The following is an 18,710-nucleotide window of genomic DNA, read 5'->3' on the forward strand; positions in this document are numbered from 1 at the left end:
AGGGCGTGTCGACGAACGCAAGCGAGAAACCCCGCCGGGGACGGAGCGACCGCCCCGCGTACGCACGGGCGCGGTCGTCAGTAGTACCAGTCGAAGGACTCGAAGTCGGGGTCCCGACCTTCGTTGAACGCCTGCCGGCCCTCCCTGGCCTCCTCGGTCATGTAGCCGAGTCGGGTCGCCTCGCCGGCGAACACCTGCTGGCCGACCAGGCCGTCGGAGTCCATGTTGAAGGCGTACTTGAGCATCCGGATGGCCATCGGCGACTTCGAGAGGATGGCCTCGGCCCACTCGAGAGCGACCTCCTCGAGTTCCTCGTGAGGGACCGCCTCGTTGGCCATCCCCATCTCGACGGCCTCCGCCGCGGAGTAGGTCTTCCCCAGGAAGAACACCTCGCGGGCCTTCTTGTGGCCGACCTGCCGTGCGAGGTACGCCGACCCGAAGCCGGCGTCGAAGGAGGCGACGTCGGGGTCCGTCTGGAGGAACTTCGCGTGCTCGGCGGAGGCCAGCGTCATGTCACAGACGACGTGCAGCGAGTGGCCGCCGCCGACGGCCCACCCCGGCACGACGGCGACGACCGGCTTGGGGACGTGCCGGATGAGCCGCTGTACCTCGAGGATGTGGAGCCTGGGGGCGTCCTGTCGTTCGGCGTCCGAGTCGCCACCCGCCTCGCTCTCCTCGTACTCGTATCCGGCGTCCCCCCGGATGCGCTGGTCGCCGCCCGAGCAGAACGCCCAGCCGCCGTCCTTCGGTGAGGGCCCGTTGCCGGTCAGCAGGATACAGCCGACGTCCGTCTGCCGTTTGGCGTGGTCGAGTGCGGTGTAGAGTTCGTCGACCGTCTCCGGCCGGAACGCGTTGCGCACCGCCGGGCGGTCGAACGCGATGCGGACGGCGCCGACGTCCGTCCCCCGGTGGTAGGTGATGTCCTCGAAGTCGTCGGTGACCGGCTCCCACCGGTCGTCGTCGAACAGGTCCGAAACCATACCGACGATGGGACCGGCCGGAGCAAAAATCCCCCCGGGTCCGGCCGGCTACACCACATCGAGGACCCGTTCTTCGAGCGCCCGCCGGTCGTCGTGGCTCCGCTGGCCGTCGGTGACTACCTCGATGACCTGCGCGCCCGGGCTCTCGACGGACTCGGCGTACAGCTCCCGGAACCCCTCGCGGTCGTCGGTCCGGGCGAACTCCAGGCCGTACAGATCCGCCGTCGGCTCGAAGTCCAGCCCGTGCGGGGTCCGGAACCACTCCTCGAAGGATTCGTGGGTTTCGATGGGCAGCAGGTGGAAGATGCCGCCGCCGTCGTTGTTGATGCAGACCACCGTCGCGTCGAGGTCGAACCGCTCGACGGCCAGCAGGCCGTTCGCGTCGTGGAAGTACGCCAGGTCGCCGGTGACGAGAACGAGCGGGTCGTCGGCCGCCGACCCCGCGCCCAGCGCCGTCGAGGTGATACCGTCGATGCCCGAGGCGCCGCGGTTGCCGAGGGCGGTCAGGTTCGCCGCCCGCGGCCGGCCGAACCGGTCGAGGTCCCGGACCGGCATCGAGTTCGAGACGAAGAGCGTCGCGGGGTCCGGCGCAAGCGAGACGGCGTCGGCGACGACCGCCCCCTCCTCGGGTTCGTCGCCCTCGACGAGGTCCCAGTAGTCGGCCTCCGCCTCGAGGACGCGCCGGGCGTAGGCACCGCGCTCGCGGTCGAGTGCGCCGGCGAGTGCGGACGCGAACCGCGTCTCGTCGGCGACGACGAGGTCCGTCGCGGTGAACGTCGCCTCCCGCCACCCGCCCGCCGGGTCGACGAGGAACTGCCGCGCGTCGGTCTCCCGGAGGTAGTGCCGGAGCGGCTTCGAGGTGGGCGAGGCGCCGAACCGGACGACGACGTCCGGTGTCTCCTCGATTGCCGGCAGGTAGCCGTCGTACCCGCCGCAGACCGCGGCGGCGTCGGCGACGGCACCGAATCGGTGGCCCGAAAGCGGGTCCGCCAGCACCGGGAAGCCGGTCGCCGCCGCCAGTCCGACCAGCGCGTCGCCGGCCGGCGCCGGCCGGTCCGAGGGACCGCAGACGAGGAGACCCGAATCGGCCGCCTCAACGGCCTCGATCACTCGATTTCGGTCCCGTTTCGACAGCGTCGCCCGGCCCCGCGTCACGGAGACGTAGGGCCCGTCGCGGCCCTCGACGGCGAGCGGGTTGGTCTCGAGGAACGATTCGGGGACCGGGTCGGCGGGCACGCCTTCCGGCGCCGCGTCGGGTCCGGCGTTCGGCTCCAGCGGTTTCCGGAGCGGCACGTCGAGGTGAACCGGTCCCGGTTCCGTGCCTGCGGCGGCCGCGAGAGCCCGCGACAGGGCCGTCCGGAGCGACCGCAGTTTCCGGTCGGCCGCCTCCGGTTCCGGCAGTTTGCGGTACTGTCGGACCGCGTCGCCGTAGAGTTTCTCCTGGTCGACGGTCTGGTTTGCGCCGCTGTCCTGCAGTTCCGGCGGGCGGTCCGCCGTCAGGAGCACCATTGGGACGCGAGCGTTGTCCGCCTCGACGACGGCGGGGTGGAAGTTCGCCGCGGCGGTCCCGGAGGTACAGACCAAAGGCGTCGGTTGGCCCGTCCGCTTGGCCCGCCCGAGCGCGAAGAAGGCCGCCGACCGCTCGTCGAGGTGCGAGAACGTCTCGATACCGCCGTGCTCGGCCAGCGCGACCGTCAGCGGCGTCGACCGGCTGCCGGGCGCGAGCACGGCTGCCTCGACGCCGGCGGCGGCGAGTTCGTCGGCGACGACCCGCCCCCACAGCGTGTTGACGTTCATTCGAGTTCGTCGAGTATCGGCCGGTACTTGAGCTGGACCTCGTCCCACTCGCGGTCGGGGTCGGAATCGGCCACGATGCCGACCCCGGCGAACAGGGTGGCGGCATCCCCGCGGGCGACCGCCGAGCGAATGGCGACGGCGAAGGAGCCGTAGCCAGCGGCGTCGAACCAGCCGACCGGCGCGGCGTACCAGCCGCGCTCGAAGGGCTCGGTGTCCCGGATGGTCGCAAGCGCCTCGTCCGGCGGGAGTCCGCCGACCGCCGGCGTCGGGTGCAGCGCCTCCACCAGCGTCAGGGCGTGCTCGTCGTCGGCCAGTTCCGCGCTCATCGGCGTCTCGATGTGCTGGACGGTCGCCAGCCGGCGGATACGGCGCTGACCGGCCCGAACCGACGAGGCGTAGGGTGCCAGCTGTTCGCGGATGGCGTCGGCGACGAGTTCGTGCTCGTGGACGTTCTTGTCGTCGTCGAGCAGTTCCGCCGCGAGCCACTCGTCTTCCTCCGGGGTGTCGCCGCGCCCGGTCGTCCCGGCGAGGGCGCCCGTCTCGACGGTGCGGCCGCGGAGCCCGACCAGCTGTTCGGGCGTCGCGCCGAAGAAGCCGGCCCCGCCGTCGTCCGGCTCGAAGAGGAAGCGGAAACAGTCCGGGTAGGTGTCACCGAGGCGGGCCAGCGCGTCCGGGACCGACAGCGGCGCCTCGAGGCGAGCCTCCAGTGCCTGCGCGAGGACGACCTTCCGGAGTTCGCCGGCGGCGATGCGGTCGGTGGCCGCGGTGACGCTGCGCCGCCACTCCGCCTTCGAGGTGGTCCGCTCTCGCGTGCGGACGCCGGGCGGCCCGCCGGTCGAGGCCGCCGGGACGGGGCTCGGAAGCGCCTCCCGTGCCGTCTCCAGTCGCGCCTCGACATCCTCGGGGTCGGCGTCGACGGCGTTGACCGACAGCCACGCCGCCCCGTCGTCGTAGGTCATCTGTACGCGCGGCAGGACGAACTCCGCGGCCGGATACCCCCGCCAGGGGTCCTCGGCGCTGTGTTCGTCGTGGAAGGAGAAGCCGCCGAACAGCCGCGGCCGCGCGGCCAGCGCGCCGGCGTGGACGTCACCGGCGGAGAACAGTTCCTCGGCGGCCGTCCGTATCGCGTCGAAGCGGTCGGGGCCGTCGGCGGTCAGCGTCGCCGCGGCGCCGCTGCCGACGACGGTCGCCTCGCCCGGTGCCGCCCAGAAGGTCCGCGGCACGTCGGCGGCTTCCAGTACGGCCTGGGGGCGCGGCGGATTCCGCACCCGCACCGCGCGGCTGACCAGTCCCGGCCGCTCGACGACCGACTCCTCGCTCCCCAACGGTTCCATTGCCCGCTCGTTGGGCCCCCACCGTTTTAGATTCCCCGTTCGCCGACGGCGGGAGACCCGCTACAGCTTGGACTCGGCGTCCTCGGCCAGCTCCGCCATCCGCTTGCCGATGCGGCCGGCGTCGGAGAACTCGTCTTCACTCATCACGTTCGCCAGGGCGTTCCCGAGGACGAAGACGGCGTGTTTGTGCTCGCTTTTCGACTTGTGGACATCGTCCGGCGTCACGTCGAGTTCGTCGTAGGGATCGAACGCCGACGCGTCGACCGCCTCCATCTCGCGGAACTGCTCCATTATCGATACCATCTTCGCGTGCAGTTCGAGGAGTTCGTCCTTGTGCATGTTCGTGTCTACTGGAAGGCTACGTTTATTCTTTGTGCGGTAAGGGGACCCATACGTCGAAGCGGCGGCTCGCCGGCTGCGCCGTCGGGAGGACGCCTCGAAAAAGACGCTCAGAAGACGTACTCGTCGTCGTGCCCCATCATACCGTCCTCTTCGAGTCCAGGGTCCTCGTCCTCCATGGGGCCGCTCGTCTTGTACGCCCGGAGCCCGGTCGACAGCAGTTCTTCGATGGCTTCTTCCCGGTTTACGAACTCGCCTTTCTCCACCAGCTGGGCGATCTGCATTTCGAGATGTTCCGGGACAGTCAGTTGTACCTTCGGCATCGGAACACCCGGAGTTTCGGGGATGGGGTATTTAAGCCTGGCGGGGATTTTTCGTGGCTGCGAAACTCAACTACGATTCACCGAAAGTATCTTTCGTGAAGTACCCACTCTCGTTTCGAATCCCGCCGTCGTCGGTTCACGAACGACAGGCCTACGGGCTCTCGGGCCCGTATCTACGGTCATGAATGACGTGACGGACCTCCACGCGGAGTTCGATGGCGAACGGCTCCCGCCGGGCCAGCGGGAGACGACGCGATTCCCGGTGCTCTCGAAGGGCGGCACGCCGTCGGTGGCGGACGACCCCACGCTCGACGTCTACGGCGCCGTCGGGACGGAACTGTCGCTGTCGATCCCCGACCTCGAGGAACTGGGCGCCGAAGCCCAGCGGCAGGACTTCCACTGCGTCACCGGCTGGTCGCGCTTCGACTGCGAGTTCTACGGCCTCCCGTTTCCCCGGCTGGCCGACCACGCCGGCGTCGACGGCGCCGTCCACGTCATGTTCCACGCCCACGACGGCTACACGACGAACCTGCCGCTCGGGGAGTGCGACCGCCAGGAGGTACTCTTCGCCTGGGAACTGGACGGCGAACCGCTGGCCGGCGAACACGGTGGCCCGCTCCGGGTCGTCACGCCACACAAGTACGCCTACAAGGGCGCAAAGTGGGTCTCCGGCGTCGAGTTCCTGACCGAACCCGAACGCGGCTACTGGGAGAAGCGCGGCTACTCCGACACCGCCAACCCCTGGGAGGAGGAACGGTACGCCTAACTCCCGCCGCACTCGCGCAGTCGGCCCGCCTCACCGCGTCCCGCACGCCGCCCGTCGGTACATATATGTCGCTGCTGTGACTTCCCGCCAGTATGGACGCCCACACCGCGATGGCCGAGTGGGAGACGGCGCCGTTCGAGGGCGGCCTCGACGAGCTGGCCCGGATGGGTCGGCGGGGCTTCAGCGGCGCCGTCGAGTCGGGGTCCGACTGGCTGTTCCTCGCCGACGGCGACGCGGTCGCCGTGGTCTCCGACCTCGAGGAGACGCCGACGCCCGGTGACATCGACGCCTTCGAGGACGCCAGCGGGCAGACACACGAGGCGCCCCATCCCACCGCGGCGAGACTCGTCCCGATGCTCGCCCTCGAGGGCGACGTTCGGGGCGAGTACTTCAGCGACGACACCCCCATCGAGACGGTCCACGAGACGCTCGCGGAGGGCGGCTTCACCGGCTACGTCGAACTGGCCGAGAACGTCCTCAGCGGCGACTACTACGTCGTCTACGAGGACGGCGAGGCCGACTACGTCGCCTACATCGGCTCGACCGACCGACCCGTGACCGGCGAGGAGGCCGAGTCCAAGACGAAAAACGAGGTCGGCATCTACAGCGTCGTCGGCGTCGACCTCCCGGCGGTCGAGCTTCCCGACCCGCCCGAACCGTCCGACGGCGCGGGGGCTGGGGGCGGTGCCGTCGAAACGGGCGTCGACGCCGAACCGACGGCGGCCGGCGACGCGGGGTCGCTCGACGACGCCGGGGAGTCGACCGGGGACGCCGCCCCGGAGTCGGAGTCGACGTCCGCCCCGGAGTCGGCGACCGAGCCGACATCGGAGTCGGGGCCGGAACCCGAACCGGCGGACGAATCCGAGGCCGGTGTCGGGGAGTCGGACCCAGTGGCCGGCGCCGAGCCGGAGCCCGAATCGGGCGATGAGACGCCTGACGAGGACCGAACGGTCCCGTCGCTGGACCCCGAGCGATCCGGTCGCGCGAGCGACGCCGACGGGGAGACCGGAGCCGACGAAGCCGACGACGACGTCGAGCCGGCGCCCGGACCGGACGAGTCGGCGGACGCGGCCGACGCCGCTCCGGCGACTGCCGCGACCGAGACGACCGCGGAAGACGACGCGGGCGCCGTGGACGACACCGCTCTCGAGGAGGTCCGCACGGAACTGCGACGCCTCCGGGAGGCCCACGAACGCCTCGAGGGCCGCGTCGCCGCCCTGGAGTCCGGGGGCGGTTCGGCGGCGTCGGCGGACGTGCGAACCGACGGCCCCTCGCTGTCGCCGACGGAGGCGCTCTCGAAGACGACGCTCTTCGTCCGGGAGGGGACCCGCGGCGGGCCGACGCTTCAGGACGCCCACGACGGCCGCGCCGACCGGGAGGCGCTGGCCGCCAACGTCGGACTGGAGCGACACACCCGTTTCGAGGAGGCGGGCGCGACGGTCGACGGCGAGCCCTTCGAGTCGTTCCTGGAGTCGACGCAGGCCTACGAGTTCGTCGAGTGGCTGGTGACCGACCTGCTGTTCGAGATCAGGCTGACCGGCTCCGAGGACGCGATGGCCCACCTCTACGACGCGCTTCCCGACGTCGACCGGGTGTTCTTCGAGGAGACCGTCACCGTCGAGGACGGCGGCGAGCACCGCGAGGTGACCTTCGACGTCGTCGTCCGCGACCGGAACGGCGAGCCGCTGTTCGTCGCCGCCCTCGAGGAGAGCCGCGAGCCGACGTCCGCCGGCGCCGTCGAGCCGCTGGTCACGGACGCGTCGGACTTCTGTGCGGCCAACGACTCGGTCGCCGGCGCCTTCGCCGTCACCGCGAGTTACTTCGAGCCCGGCGCCCTAGAGTTGGCCCGCGAGGCCACGACCGGCAGCCTCCTGAGCCGCGATCGGTACCGCAGCTTCGTCACTCTCACCCGAAAGAACGGCTTCCACCTCTGTCTTGTCGAGGCCCGCGAGTCGTCGCTACACCTCGCGCTGCCGGAACTGTAGCCGGCGAAATCCGGGTGAACCGTCGCTGTCGGAATCGGAGAAGAACGAGTAGAGCGAGGCGATTAGCCCTCGATTTCGGGGACTTCGTCGATCTTCATTCCCTCGAGCTTCTCGATTATCTCGTCGAGGTCCGAATCGAGGTCGCTGACGAACTCCGCGGTGTCCTCGGTGGTGATCGCGCCCTGGCTGGAGGGTTCGATGAGGTTCTCCTCCTCGAGGACGCGAAGCGAGTAGCGGACCTTGTGGTGGGGGTAGCCGGTCTCGTTGGACATCTTGACGATGCCGATCGGTTCGTTCTCGATCACCATCCGCAGTACCTGCAGATGGCGCTCCAACATATCAACTTCCTTCTCAAGCCGATCTATCATGGCACTTGTTAACTTGTGTTTGGTTGGTTTAAAAGTTGCTGTCGGTTCGACGAACTACCCCGTTATATGGAGGTTGCTACAGCCGAGTTCGGTTCTGAACTATAAAGCCCTTGTGACCACGGCACACGAAGCCGCGGGTTTGGCTTGTCGCGTGCGCCTCCCGGCGGTCGCTGCCCGGCACGTCCGGGCCGCTATCGAAATCTGTTTACACCGCTGGTTGGTACGTCGCCCCGATGACCGTAACTATCGTCGGTTCGCAGCTCGGCGACGAGGGGAAAGGCGGCATCGTCGACGTCTACGGCGATGCCGCCGACGTCGTCGTGCGCTACCAGGGCGGCGACAACGCCGGCCACACCGTCGTTCACGACGGCCACGAGTACAAGCTCTCGTTGGTCCCGTCGGGTGCCGTCAGGGGGAAGGTCGGGGTGCTCGGCAACGGCTGCGTCGTCAACCCGGCGACGCTGTTCGAGGAACTCGACGCGCTCCGCGAGCGGAGCCTCGACCCCGACGTTCGGGTCGCCGAACGGGCCCACGTCATCCTCCCGTACCACCGCACGCTCGACGGGCTAGAGGAGGACGTCAAGTCCGACGAGGACCTCGCGGCCGGCACCACCGGACGCGGCATCGGCCCGACCTACGAGGACAAGGCCGGCCGACGTGGTGTCCGGGTCGGCGACCTGCTGGATCCCGAGACGCTTCGTGCACGCCTGGAGTACGCCGTCCCGCGAAAGCGGGCGCTCGTCGAGGACGTCTACGACCTCGACGTCGGCGACGACGTGGACGCCGACGCCTTCGACGTCGAGGCCATCTACGAGCGGTACCGCGAGTTCGGACGCCGCCTCGCCGACGAAGGGATGACCGTCGACTGCGGGCGGTTCCTCGCCGAGCGGCGCGAGGCCGGCGACCGGATCATGTTCGAGGGCGCACAGGGCACCGCCATCGACATCGACCACGGCATCTACCCCTACGTCACCTCCTCGAACCCCACCGCCGGTGCCGCCGCGGTCGGGTCCGGCCTCGGCCCCACCGTCGTCGGGGACGGCGAGGTCGTCGGCATCGTGAAAGCGTACCTCTCGCGCGTGGGCACGGGACCGCTCCCGACGGAGTTGGGCAGCGTCGACGGCCAGACGCCGCCCGACGGCGGCCGCCCCGGCGAGTCCGACCTCGCGGAGTTCATCCGCGAGGAGGGCGGCGAGTACGGCACCGTCACCGGCCGGCCGCGACGCGTCGGCTGGCTCGACGTACCGATGCTGCGGCACGCCGCCCGCGTCAACGGCTTCACCGGTCTGGCGGTCAATCACCTCGACGTCCTCGCGGGTCTCGACGAGGTGCAGGTCGGTCACTCCTACACGCTGGACGGCGAGGAACTCCTGACGATGCCGACCACCACCGAGAAGTGGGCCGACTGCGAGGCGAACTTCCGGCGCTTCGAGGGCTGGCCCGACGTCGAGTGGTCGACCGTCGCCGAGGACGGCTACGACGCCATCCCCGAGAACGGCCGGGCGTACCTGGAGTACGTCGCCGAGGAGGTCGGTGCGCCCATCTACGCCGTCGGCGTCGGCCCTGGCCGCGAGGAGACCGTCGTCGTCGAGACGCCGTTCTAGTCCGGGTCGGTCCCGACGCCTATCGGGGGCGTCTCGACGTCCTCGTTCCCCTCGCCGGCCGTCTTCCCACCCTCGACACGCCGCTTCAGCGCCTGATTCATCTCCCAGAAACCCTGTTCGATCGCCGCCTCCTCGAGCAACAGCGGGACCAGCAGGCCGGCGAACGTCTCCCGCTGGACGAGCCGGACGCCGCCGTCCGCCTGTGGTTCGATGGCGAACTCGTGGTGGCCATCGAAGACGTTCGGGACGAGGAGGCTCCCCTTCCAGGCCAGCCGGCGTTCCGGCTCGACGGTCTTCAGGCGGGGTCTGAACGTCATCCCCCGCCGCCCCGGCGGTTCGATGCGGACGGTGACGCGGCGCTCGGGCTCCAGCGTCCCCTCGAGCCGCGTGATGAAGGGGTTCCAGTCGGGGTACGATTCGCCGTCGGCGAGTACGTCCCAGACGGCTGCCGCATCCGCGTCGACGTCGATACTCGACTCTATGCGTTCCATCAGGAATCTATACGACGAGTAAACTACCCTACCCTACTTCGCTCGGGGGCAATAGCCCCGCTCGCTCGTTGAGGGTAGGGCTTTCGCGTGGACTCCCGTTCTACGCCGCATCAACGGCGGGAAGGTCGTACTCTCCACTCACGTTCAACGTCCCGCGATTCAAGCGCACGTCTACGGGTGCGCCTCCGGCGTCTGCGTTTTGCCGACGCCGGAGATACTGCAAGCCGATGTTCTTGGAAGCGTTGTAGTCGGCGTGGTTCTGGTAGCCGCAATCCAGACACTCGAAGTCCTCGCCGTGGCGGTTGTCGTCGTGGGTAAACCCACAGGTCGAACACCGCTTTGAGGTATTCCGTGGGTCTACTTGGACGGCTTTGATGCCCTGCTCTCTGGCTTTGTATTCGACGTACTCGTAGAGGCGACGGAACGCCCACAGATGGTGCCACGACGCTTCTGGAACGTTCTCACGAATGTCTGTCAAGTCCTCGAACACGATATGCGAACAGTCGTGTTCGACGGCTTCGGCGACGATTTCGTTGGCGACACGATGCAGGAATATCTCGAAGCGTCCGTCCTCTTTGCGTTCGACGCCTGCTATCGCGTCGTGTGCCGCCCGTGTCCCACACTTCTGAAGGTCGCCACGCCGTTGTTCGTACTCTCGCTTCCAGTGGTTGAACTCGTCTGCCGACCAGAAGGTGCCGGTCGAAGCGACCGCAAGTTGATTTACACCGAGGTCCACACCGAGGACTGTTCTGTGCCCGGTGGTAGGTTCGGTGTCGTCGTCCTCCTTGAGCATCGACGCATGGAGATACCAGCCACCGTCACGTCGATGCAGTGTCGCCCGCCGAAACTCGTAGTCCTCGTTGGCGACGTACTTCGTCGGCGGCACGTCGGCGTCGTCAGGAAGAATGTAGTCGCACTCGATTCGTCCGTCCGGTGTTGACAGCGAAACGTGGTCACGATGGAACGTGGCACTTCGCTTGTCGTAGATAGCGGTATCTGCCGAGAACGTTGGACGGGACGTATCTTGGTCGTTCTTGAGTCGTTCGACGCCGCTTTTGATGGCTTCGACAGCCTGATGAATCCCTTTCTGTACGAGATTTGCGGTCAACTCCGTGTCCTCGCGTAACTGGTCGTACAGCCCATCTTCGGCCTTTGCTTTCGATGCGACGTGGTAGCCGTCGTCGCCGTGCCAGCACCACTCGCTTGCGGTGTTGGAACAGTATTTGAATTGCTCGACAGTCTCCCGCAGGTGTGCATCCACGCCTTCGGGCGTGTCGAGCTTGATAACGGCGGTTCGACGGTATTCCACGATGTTTTCATATATTTGCTTGTGGTTACTTAGTGGTTGGGAGTATGCAGGCGGCGGTGTTCAGATAAGGATGAAGAGTGAGGCGGTACGTTTTCTGAGTGCTCTATGCCCGAAAACGACCGCCTCGACAGCTGTTTGAACGAGATCGAGTTAGGTTTTGTGGAACGAGAGGCGACACCGAGATTGCTGATGAAGCTCGGTATTCAGCTCCACCTTGCTGGTCTATCACTTTCGAATACCTTTTCTATTCTTGAGATATTCGGTGTCGAACGGGCGAGATCCACTGTTCACAACTGGGTTCACAAGGCCGAACTACAGCCCGAACCCGGTCGAGATCCGGATCACGTTGCGGTGGATGAAACCGTGATCCAACTCAATGATGAGCAGTACTGGCTGTATGCTGCTGTCGATCCTGAAACAAACGAATTACTGCATACAGCGCTTGAACCAACGACAAACAACGTAATCGCTCACTCGTTCTTTGCCGAACTCCGTGAGAAACACGACGTTGACGACGCCGCGTTTCTCATCGATGGCTCCCACTCACTGAAAGACGCCTGTCGCCGCCACAGCCTCGATTTCAAATATGAACGCTATGGAAATCGGAACAGTGTCGAACGTGTCTTTCGGGAGGTAAAAAGACGAACTACCAGTTTCTCAAACTGTTTCAGCAACGCCGACGCAGACACTGCCGACGAGTGGCTTCGATCCTTCGCCTTCGCATGGAATCAGCTTATCTGAACACTACCATGCAGGCAACAGTCGGGCGGCTGGTCAGTACCGGGTCGGCTTCTGCTCACGGCTTTGCCGTTCGCACGGCCCGCGGAACGGAGTTCCGCGCTGTCTTCCCCACCCTACTCGCTTGTGCTTCCGCCGGAGGCCGGAAGCCAGGCGCTCCTTGAGGGTGGGGCCTCCGCCTCGAATTAGGTGAAACGATAAAGCCGGCCGTTCCTACCGCATACCGGGAATCCGTCGCTGCAGCTTCAGCGTCTTGTTCATGATCTTCGCGTACAGCCAGTAGGGCACGCCCGGCGGGGCGGTCATCCCGAGTTTCTTCTGGACGGCGACGGTCTGCGGTTCGGTGTACTTCATGAAGCCGTGTTCGCCGTGCCGGCGCCCGATGCCGGAGTCCTTCATCCCGCCCATCGGGGCGTCCAGCGCGACCCAGGCGGCGGCGTAGGCCTCGTTGACGTTGACGGTGCCGGTCTCGATGCGCTTGGCCATGCGTTTGCCGCGTTCGAGGTCCTCCGTCCAGATTGAGGCGTTCAGGCCGTAGTCGGAGTCGTTGGCGCGCTCGATGACGTCGTCGTCGTCGCTGTACTCGTAGATGGAGACGACGGGACCGAACGTCTCCTCGGCGCACAGCGCCATCGACTCGTCGACGTCGGTGAGAACGGTCGGCTCGTAGAAGTACGGCCCCAGGTCGGGCCGGCCGGTGCCGCCGGTCAGGACGGTCGCACCCTCGGCCTTGGCCTCCTCGACGTGTTCGGTGACCTTCTCGAGTTGCTGTTCGGAGATGAGGCTCCCGACGTCGACGTCGTGGCTGTACTCGGTGCCGAGGTGCAGGTCCTCGATTTCGTCGACAAACGCCTCGACGAACCGGCCGTAGACGTCCTCGTGGACGTAGAGCCGCTCCAGGGAGATACAGAGCTGTCCGGCGTTAGTGAAACAGCCCCGAATCAGGCCGTCGACGGCCCGCTCGACGTCGGCGTCCTCGCAGACGATGCCGGGGTTCTTGCCGCCGAGTTCCAGCGAGCAGTCGGTGAGGTGCTCGCCGGCCTGGCTGGCGACGATGCGGCCGGTCGCGCTGGAGCCGGTAAAGCAGACGTAGTCGGCGTTTGCGACCAGCGGCTCGCCGAGCGGCTCGCCGAAGCCGGTGACCACCTGGAAGGCGTCGCGGGGGAGCCCGGCCTCCCGGAGCAGTTCGATGGCCTTCAGCGCGGTGTAGGAGGTCTGTTCGGCGGGCTTGATGACGACGCTGTTGCCGGCCAGAAGTGCGGGCACGGCGTCGGAGATGGCCAGCGAGAGGGGGTAGTTCCACGGCGAGATGATGCCGACGACGCCGACCGGGTGGTGGTGGACCGTCGTCTCGCTCAGGCCGGGGATGGCGGCGTCGCGGGGTTCGCTCTCGAGGTACTCCTCGGCACGGTAGGCGTAGTGGCGGGTGGTGATGGCCACGTCGAGGACCTCCTCGTAGGCGTGGCGTCTGGCCTTCCCGCTCTCGACCTGGACGACGTCGAGCAGTTCCTCGGCGTGGTCGAGGACGAGGTCGTGGTACCGCTTGAACACCGCGGCGCGCTCCTCGACGGAGCGGTCGGCCCACGCCTCCTGTGCGAAGTCGGCCCGGTCGAAGGCCTCTTCGACGTCCTCGGGACCGCACGCCGGGAGTTGGCCGATGACCGCGCCGGTGAACGGCGCCTCGACGTCGAAGCGGTCCGTCACCGGGCCGGCGGTCGTCACGACCGACTCCAGCCCGGCGAGTAGCTCCGACTCGACCGAGAGTTCGCTCTCGTCGACGGTTTCGGAGACTGTCATGCCGCACGGTTGGCCCTACAGCGTGTTAACGCTACGGGAACCGCCGAAAACGGGACGGCCGTTTCGCCGGATACCGGCCGGTAACGGACCGTCAACGCCAAAAAAGGACACTGCGAGAACGCGACCTCAGTGGATGCCGAGTGCCTCGATCTGTTCCTGATAGCGGTTCCGGATGGTGACCTCGGTCACCTGGGCGACCTCGGCGACCTCGCGCTGGGTCTTCTTCTCGTTGCAGAGCAGCGAGGCGGCGTAGATGGCCGCGGCCGCGTACCCCGTCGGCGACTTGCCCGACAGCATCCCCTTCTCGGCGGTGACCTCGATGATCTCGCGGGTCTTCTGTTCGACCTCCTCGGAGAGGCCGAGTTCCGAGCAGAACCGCGGCACGTACTGGACGGGGTCGACGGGTTCGAGACCGAGCGACAGTTCCTGGGCGATGTAGCGGTAGGTGCGGCCGATCTCCTTCTGTTCGACGCGGGCGACCTCGGCGACCTCGTCGAGCGAGCGCGGGATGCCCTCCTGACGGCAGGCCGCGTAGAGGGCGGCGGTGGCGACGCCCTCGATGGAGCGGCCCCGGATGAGGTCGTCGTCGAGCGCCCGCCGGTAGATGACCGACGCCACTTCCCGGACCGACCGCGGCACGCCCAGCGCGGAGGACATCCGGTCGATTTCGGAGAGGGCGAACTGGAGGTTCCGCTCGCCGGCGTCCTTGGTGCGGATGCGCTCCTGCCACTTGCGGAGGCGGTGCATCTGGGAGCGCTTCTCGGAGGAAATCGAGCGGCCGTAGGCGTCCTTGTCCTTCCAGTCGATCTGTGTCGTCAGCCCCTTGTCGTGCATCGTCTGGGTCGTCGGCGCCCCGACGCGGGACTTGGACTGCCGCTCGGAGTGGTTGAACGCCCGCCACTCCGGTCCGCGGTCGATGTGTTCCTCCTCGATGACGAGGCCGCAGTCGTCACAGACCAGTTCGCCGCCGTCGCCGCTGCGGACCAGCGAATCCGAATCGCACTCCGGACAGCCAGTCTCCTCTTCCGTCTCCGTCTCGTCCTCGCTGGTGCGCTCTCGCTGGCGGGTTGGCCCTGGCATTATGCTTATATGGTTTGCCTACTCCACATATAAATGCTTTGCACTACCCGGTTCTTGCCGAGTCGAGGTAACGCGGACCACCCCGCTGCCGTGACGGTGACCGTCGTCCGTCGGTTCGGTGGGTCGGCTGGCGGGCGAAACGGCACCGTTCACGACAGGTACAATCGAGCGTCGGTGGCGTCGGTGGCGTCGACCGCCCGGCGGCCGGCACCGGCGCCCGGGACGGGTAGTCGAGCGCCCGTCCCGCGCCCGGGAGCGGTCACGGCGGCGGAACGACCGGGGTCATCGGTCCTCCCGGACCGCGGCCAGGCAGACGGTACCGGCGACGGCGCCGGCAAGCGCCAGCGCGGGGGCCGTCGCCAGCAACTTCAGCAACGCGAAGCCGGCGACGACGCCGACGGCGAGCGCGCGCGGCGGGGGACCGCCGGGGAGTCGTTTGTCGGTCTGTGCTTGCGCGGTAGGTCTAACCGTTCGTCTCATCGTATCACGGGGCGAGGCCCCAGAGTTCCGTCGGGAGTCGAACCCGCGAGGCCCCAGTGGCACGGAACCGTCAGTCGGTGTCGGCGTCCAGAACGCCGAAGCCGTCCCGCAACCGGGCGGCGGGGTCGGCAACGTCGTCGGTGAAGCCGACCGTGACCGCTGCGTCGACGTAGAGGTCAAGGGCGTCCGGTCGGACGCCGGCCAGGTCGTGGACCTCGACGCGTTCGACGCCGTCGACGTCGCCGACGACGTCTCGAACGCCGCCCGCCACGTCGCCGGCGGCGCCTCTGGGCACTCGAACCGACAGGGTCGCTCGGTGGGTCTGCTTGAGCATATGCCCCCGGCGGGAGTCGAACCCGCGTCGCGTAGCGATACCCGCGGCTGTCGGGGGTAGATGTCACTCGTCGTCGCGTCGGCACCGACCGTCCGACCGGCGGACGGCCGAACGGCTCCCGGCGAATCGACGGCGCAGAAGGCGGGTCACACCCGCGAAGCCGGACCCCTCGAGGCGTGGTACCGTCGAGAAGTCCGCCGCGCCGTCGAACCGGGGAGGTCGGTTACGCGGCGCGAATCGCGAGTGCGGTGGAGGCGTTCGACCACCCGCTCGCACCCTCGACGCGCCGCTCGGCGGCGAACGCGTACGTTGGGTGAGTGGCAGTCATGTCGTTTGCCTCCGTCTCGGTTCCGACTGTGACCGGGGTCGTATTAATGGTTTTGGAGGGTTGTGGGGCCCTCACACGCCGATTTCTGGACTCCAGTGAACGGAAGCGGAGCGGAGTGGACGACTCCGCGAGCGAGGACCGCCGACCCCGGAGCGGGACTGCTTTCGAGGCGCCGCCGTCCGCGGTGCCCGGCGGAGCGCGTCCGTGGGTCCCCGGGGACTCGCCGGCTCAGACCTCCTCGGCCCGGACGACGGCCTCGCGGTCGACGGCCTCAACGTCGTCGTAGCCGACGAGACCGAGCGTCAGGTCCAGGTCGGCGAGGAAGTTCTTGCAGACGGCCTCGACGCCGTCGGCGCCGTCGACGGCCAGCCCGTAGGCGTACGGTCGGCCGAGGCCGACGGCGTCGGCGCCCAGCGCCAGGGCGATCAAAGCGTCCGCGCCGCGTCGGACCCCCGAGTCGAAGATGACGGGGACGTCGGCCGGCAGCGCGGAGGCTACCTTCGGAAGCGCGTCCAGCGCGGGGACAGCGTTGTCGACCTGCCGGCCGCCGTGGTTCGAGACCCACACCGCGTCGGCGCCGCGGGCGACTGCCTCGCGGGCGTCGTCGGGGTGGAGTACGCCCTTGACGACGACCGGAATCTCGGCGAACTCACAGAGCCACTCCAGGTCGTCGAACGTCAGCGAGGGGTCGCCGAAGACGTCGATGAACGTCCGGATGGCGGCGAGTTCGGCCTCCTCGGGGGGCGAATCGAGCAGTTCGCGGAACGCCTCGTCGGCGAAGTAGTTGGCGACCCCCTCGCCGTCGAGGAAGGGGAGGTAGCCGTCGCCGACGTCCCGCTCGCGCCACCCGAGGGCGTTGTTGTCGACGGTGACGACGAGCGCCTCGTAGCCGGCCGCCTCGGCCCGCCGGACGAAGCTCTTCGCCACGTCGTCGTTCGAGGACCAGTACAGCTGGAACCATCCCGGCGTCGACCCCAACTCCTCGGAGATCTCCTCCATCGTGTGAGAGGCCGCAGAGGAGACGACCACGGGCACGTCCTGGGCGGCGGCGCCGCGGGCGGTCCCGAGTTCGCCGTCCTCGTGGACGATGGACTGGACGCCGATGGGCGCCAGCAGGACCGGCACGGACATCTCGGTGTCGAGCAGTTCCGTCGAGAGGTCCCGGTCGTCGAAGTCCCGGAGCACGCGCGGCCAGAGGTGCCAGTCGGCGAAGGCGTCGCGGTTGTGATCGATGGTCCGCTCGCCTCCAGCGCCGCCCGCGACGTAGCCGTAGGCCCGCTCGTCCATGGCCTCAAGCGCCGCGGCCTCCAGTTCCTCGAAGGACGGCGGCACGTCGGGCGTCACGCCCGCCATCCCCTCCATGAACACTTCGACCAGCCGGTCGGTCCCGCGGTTGGACTCGCTCATGGGCGGTCCGTGGGCGGGCGCCGGCTTATACCTTCAGTCGGCGCCCGGTTCGGCGACCGGCAGCGTGACGACGAACCGGGCGCCGCCCGACCGGGAGTCGTCGACCGTCACCGACCCGCCGTAGACGTCGGCCAGCCGCGAGACGAGGTACAGTCCCAGCCCGTCGCCGCCGCTGTTTTCGCCCTTCGCGCCGAGTTCGAAACAGGAGTCCCGTACTTCCTCGGGGATGCCGACCCCGTCGTCGGCCACGACCGTCTCGACGACGTCGCCGTCGGTAACCGCGCGGACCCGTATCGTCAGTCCCTCGGGGTCGTTGTGTGCGACCGCGTTGCCGAGCAGGTTCGAGAACAGCTGGTGGACCAGGCCGTCGGCGACGACCCACAGCCCGCTCGGAATCTCCGACTCGACGGTGACCGAGGGGTGGTCGTCGGCGACCGACGCCACCTGGTCTTCGAGGACTGCCGAGAGGTCGATCGGCTCGAACTCGCGGTCCGTCTCGAGGGTCTCGACCAGCGTGTCGGTGTCGCCGAGCAGCCTGACGATGGCGTCGCTGCGGCGCTGGATCACGTCGAGGGAGTCCTCGCCGTCGGGTTCGACGTGGTCCTCCAGCAGTTCGGCGTGGCCGTTGATGGCCGTCATGTCGTTGCGGATGTCGTGACGGAGCAGGCGGGTCAACAGGACGAGCGTCTCCCGCTGGTTCTGGTTGCGCTCGGCCAGGCGAGCGTTGCGGACCGACCGGCCGTGGTTGACACCCGCGACGACACCGAAGGCGCCGCCCATGCTACCGAAGACGACGACGTCGCTGACGAACCGGACGGTTACCCGGCCGGCCAGCAGCGCCGACAGCTCCGACCAGACCGCCAGCCCGAGCAGGAACAGAAAGCCCGAAAAACACCACACCATCACGCCGAAACGGTCGCGGGGGGAGAGTTCGCTCCGCTCGATGTGGACGCCGAGCGCGAGCACCACGCCGCCGAAGAGGACGTGGACGACGAGTTCGTACAGCGCCGCCTGGATCGAGTCGGTCGTCGGGAGTATCGACTCCCACCACAGCGTGACCCCACCGACCACGAACACGAGGCCGAGCGCCGCCACGAGTTCGGACCCGTCGAGACGGCTTCCGACCATCGGTTACGGGGAGGTCGACAGCCGGTAGGTTAAATCGTTCGGCCCGTCCGTCGGGAGGTCGGACGGAAGGGTTACCGCCACGAGCCGCCGAATTTCGGCGACCCGGTGAGCCACGGAGCGGC

General features: G+C 68.0%; 18 protein-coding genes. 4 read left to right on the plus strand and 14 right to left on the minus strand.

Annotated elements, in window-relative coordinates; genetic code table 11:
- Positions 1-77 precede the first annotated feature (77 nt).
- The 5 genes from NLF94_RS04910 to NLF94_RS04930 all read right to left on the minus strand — a co-directional run bounded on the left by NLF94_RS04910 (position 78) and on the right by NLF94_RS04930 (position 4,773).
- Entirely contained in the window at positions 78-980 is a 903-nt protein-coding gene (locus NLF94_RS04910; RefSeq protein WP_254840350.1) for a 1,4-dihydroxy-2-naphthoyl-CoA synthase, read from the minus strand.
- Positions 981-1,028: 48 nt separating this feature from the next.
- A complete protein-coding gene (gene menD / locus NLF94_RS04915) occupies positions 1,029-2,777 on the minus strand; it encodes a 2-succinyl-5-enolpyruvyl-6-hydroxy-3-cyclohexene-1-carboxylic-acid synthase (RefSeq protein WP_254840351.1) in 1,749 nt (582 codons plus the stop codon).
- Complete coding sequence (locus tag NLF94_RS04920) at positions 2,774-4,111, minus strand: isochorismate synthase (protein WP_254840352.1); 1,338 nt, start codon at positions 4,109-4,111, stop codon at positions 2,774-2,776. Before NLF94_RS04920 ends, menD begins: the two co-directional genes overlap by 4 nt.
- Positions 4,112-4,171: 60 nt before the next feature.
- The gene (locus NLF94_RS04925; RefSeq protein ID WP_254840353.1) at positions 4,172-4,450 is read right to left on the minus strand and encodes a UPF0058 family protein; all 279 of its coding nucleotides are present in this window, start codon (positions 4,448-4,450) and stop codon (positions 4,172-4,174) included.
- Between the two features lie 110 nt (positions 4,451-4,560).
- Positions 4,561-4,773 carry a ribbon-helix-helix domain-containing protein gene (locus NLF94_RS04930; protein ID WP_254840354.1) on the minus strand — a complete coding sequence of 71 codons (213 nt, stop codon included), beginning with the start codon at positions 4,771-4,773 and terminating at the stop codon, positions 4,561-4,563.
- Positions 4,774-4,954: 181 nt separating this feature from the next.
- Between NLF94_RS04930 and NLF94_RS04935 the strand changes: the two genes are divergently transcribed.
- Positions 4,955-5,539 (plus strand): molybdopterin-dependent oxidoreductase, encoded by a 585-nt coding sequence (locus NLF94_RS04935; protein ID WP_254840355.1) that lies wholly within the window; start codon positions 4,955-4,957, stop codon positions 5,537-5,539.
- A 92-nt stretch (positions 5,540-5,631) separates the two neighbouring features.
- Positions 5,632-7,524 (plus strand): DUF7527 domain-containing protein, encoded by a 1,893-nt coding sequence (locus NLF94_RS04940; protein WP_254840356.1) that lies wholly within the window; start codon positions 5,632-5,634, stop codon positions 7,522-7,524.
- A 62-nt stretch (positions 7,525-7,586) separates the two neighbouring features.
- Here NLF94_RS04940 and NLF94_RS04945 read toward each other — a convergent pair whose 3' ends face one another.
- Positions 7,587-7,892 carry a hypothetical protein gene (locus tag NLF94_RS04945; RefSeq protein ID WP_254840357.1) on the minus strand — a complete coding sequence of 102 codons (306 nt, stop codon included), beginning with the start codon at positions 7,890-7,892 and terminating at the stop codon, positions 7,587-7,589.
- Positions 7,893-8,125: 233 nt separating this feature from the next.
- Between NLF94_RS04945 and NLF94_RS04950 the strand changes: the two genes are divergently transcribed.
- Positions 8,126-9,496, plus strand: coding sequence for an adenylosuccinate synthase (locus tag NLF94_RS04950; protein WP_254840358.1), 1,371 nt, complete (start codon positions 8,126-8,128; stop codon positions 9,494-9,496).
- Here the strand turns inward: NLF94_RS04950 and NLF94_RS04955 are convergent.
- Together NLF94_RS04955 and NLF94_RS04960 are read right to left on the minus strand one after the other, a co-directional pair.
- Positions 9,493-9,987 (minus strand): SRPBCC domain-containing protein, encoded by a 495-nt coding sequence (locus NLF94_RS04955; RefSeq protein ID WP_254840359.1) that lies wholly within the window; start codon positions 9,985-9,987, stop codon positions 9,493-9,495. The genes NLF94_RS04950 and NLF94_RS04955 overlap by 4 nt on opposite strands.
- 100 nt (positions 9,988-10,087) lie before the next feature.
- A complete protein-coding gene (locus tag NLF94_RS04960) occupies positions 10,088-11,296 on the minus strand; it encodes an RNA-guided endonuclease InsQ/TnpB family protein (protein ID WP_254840360.1) in 1,209 nt (402 codons plus the stop codon).
- Between the two features lie 105 nt (positions 11,297-11,401).
- Between NLF94_RS04960 and NLF94_RS04965 the strand changes: the two genes are divergently transcribed.
- Positions 11,402-12,037 (plus strand): IS6 family transposase, encoded by a 636-nt coding sequence (locus NLF94_RS04965; RefSeq protein ID WP_254840361.1) that lies wholly within the window; start codon positions 11,402-11,404, stop codon positions 12,035-12,037.
- Positions 12,038-12,247: 210 nt separating this feature from the next.
- Here NLF94_RS04965 and NLF94_RS04970 read toward each other — a convergent pair whose 3' ends face one another.
- The 6 genes from NLF94_RS04970 to NLF94_RS04995 all read right to left on the minus strand — a co-directional run bounded on the left by NLF94_RS04970 (position 12,248) and on the right by NLF94_RS04995 (position 18,588).
- Positions 12,248-13,831 carry a succinic semialdehyde dehydrogenase gene (locus NLF94_RS04970; RefSeq protein WP_254840362.1) on the minus strand — a complete coding sequence of 528 codons (1,584 nt, stop codon included), beginning with the start codon at positions 13,829-13,831 and terminating at the stop codon, positions 12,248-12,250.
- Between the two features lie 126 nt (positions 13,832-13,957).
- Complete coding sequence (locus NLF94_RS04975) at positions 13,958-14,911, minus strand: transcription initiation factor IIB (protein ID WP_254840363.1); 954 nt, start codon at positions 14,909-14,911, stop codon at positions 13,958-13,960.
- A 282-nt stretch (positions 14,912-15,193) separates the two neighbouring features.
- Complete coding sequence (locus NLF94_RS04980; RefSeq protein ID WP_254840364.1) at positions 15,194-15,391, minus strand: hypothetical protein; 198 nt, start codon at positions 15,389-15,391, stop codon at positions 15,194-15,196.
- 70 nt (positions 15,392-15,461) lie between these two features.
- The gene (locus NLF94_RS04985) at positions 15,462-15,725 is read right to left on the minus strand and encodes a hypothetical protein (protein WP_254840365.1); all 264 of its coding nucleotides are present in this window, start codon (positions 15,723-15,725) and stop codon (positions 15,462-15,464) included.
- A gap of 556 nt (positions 15,726-16,281) precedes the next feature.
- Positions 16,282-17,460, minus strand: coding sequence for an alpha-hydroxy-acid oxidizing protein (locus tag NLF94_RS04990; protein ID WP_254840366.1), 1,179 nt, complete (start codon positions 17,458-17,460; stop codon positions 16,282-16,284).
- A 33-nt stretch (positions 17,461-17,493) separates the two neighbouring features.
- On the minus strand, positions 17,494-18,588 hold the full coding sequence (locus NLF94_RS04995; protein WP_254840367.1) for a sensor histidine kinase: 1,095 nt from the start codon (positions 18,586-18,588) through the stop codon (positions 17,494-17,496).
- Positions 18,589-18,710: the final 122 nt, after the last annotated feature.

This window comes from Natronomonas marina (assembly GCF_024298905.1).
Lineage (GTDB): Archaea > Halobacteriota > Halobacteria > Halobacteriales > Haloarculaceae > Natronomonas > Natronomonas marina.

Bases quoted from the DNA above. Each gene is read 5' to 3' on its own strand.
- NLF94_RS04950 (WP_254840358.1), top strand. From the start codon at position 8,126: ATGACCGTAACTATCGTCGGTTCGCAGCTCGGCGACGAGGGGAAAGGC.
- NLF94_RS04985 (WP_254840365.1), bottom strand. From the start codon at position 15,725: ATGCTCAAGCAGACCCACCGAGCGACCCTGTCGGTTCGAGTGCCCAGA.
- NLF94_RS04980 (WP_254840364.1), bottom strand. From the start codon at position 15,391: ATGAGACGAACGGTTAGACCTACCGCGCAAGCACAGACCGACAAACGA.
- menD (WP_254840351.1), bottom strand. From the start codon at position 2,777: ATGAACGTCAACACGCTGTGGGGGCGGGTCGTCGCCGACGAACTCGCC.
- NLF94_RS04920 (WP_254840352.1), bottom strand. From the start codon at position 4,111: ATGGAACCGTTGGGGAGCGAGGAGTCGGTCGTCGAGCGGCCGGGACTG.
- NLF94_RS04990 (WP_254840366.1), bottom strand. From the start codon at position 17,460: ATGAGCGAGTCCAACCGCGGGACCGACCGGCTGGTCGAAGTGTTCATG.
- NLF94_RS04965 (WP_254840361.1), top strand. From the start codon at position 11,402: ATGCCCGAAAACGACCGCCTCGACAGCTGTTTGAACGAGATCGAGTTA.
- NLF94_RS04975 (WP_254840363.1), bottom strand. From the start codon at position 14,911: ATGCCAGGGCCAACCCGCCAGCGAGAGCGCACCAGCGAGGACGAGACG.
- NLF94_RS04955 (WP_254840359.1), bottom strand. From the start codon at position 9,987: ATGGAACGCATAGAGTCGAGTATCGACGTCGACGCGGATGCGGCAGCC.
- NLF94_RS04910 (WP_254840350.1), bottom strand. From the start codon at position 980: ATGGTTTCGGACCTGTTCGACGACGACCGGTGGGAGCCGGTCACCGAC.
- NLF94_RS04945 (WP_254840357.1), bottom strand. From the start codon at position 7,892: ATGATAGATCGGCTTGAGAAGGAAGTTGATATGTTGGAGCGCCATCTG.
- NLF94_RS04935 (WP_254840355.1), top strand. From the start codon at position 4,955: ATGAATGACGTGACGGACCTCCACGCGGAGTTCGATGGCGAACGGCTC.
- NLF94_RS04940 (WP_254840356.1), top strand. From the start codon at position 5,632: ATGGACGCCCACACCGCGATGGCCGAGTGGGAGACGGCGCCGTTCGAG.
- NLF94_RS04995 (WP_254840367.1), bottom strand. From the start codon at position 18,588: ATGGTCGGAAGCCGTCTCGACGGGTCCGAACTCGTGGCGGCGCTCGGC.
- NLF94_RS04925 (WP_254840353.1), bottom strand. From the start codon at position 4,450: ATGCACAAGGACGAACTCCTCGAACTGCACGCGAAGATGGTATCGATA.
- NLF94_RS04930 (WP_254840354.1), bottom strand. From the start codon at position 4,773: ATGCCGAAGGTACAACTGACTGTCCCGGAACATCTCGAAATGCAGATC.
- NLF94_RS04970 (WP_254840362.1), bottom strand. From the start codon at position 13,831: ATGACAGTCTCCGAAACCGTCGACGAGAGCGAACTCTCGGTCGAGTCG.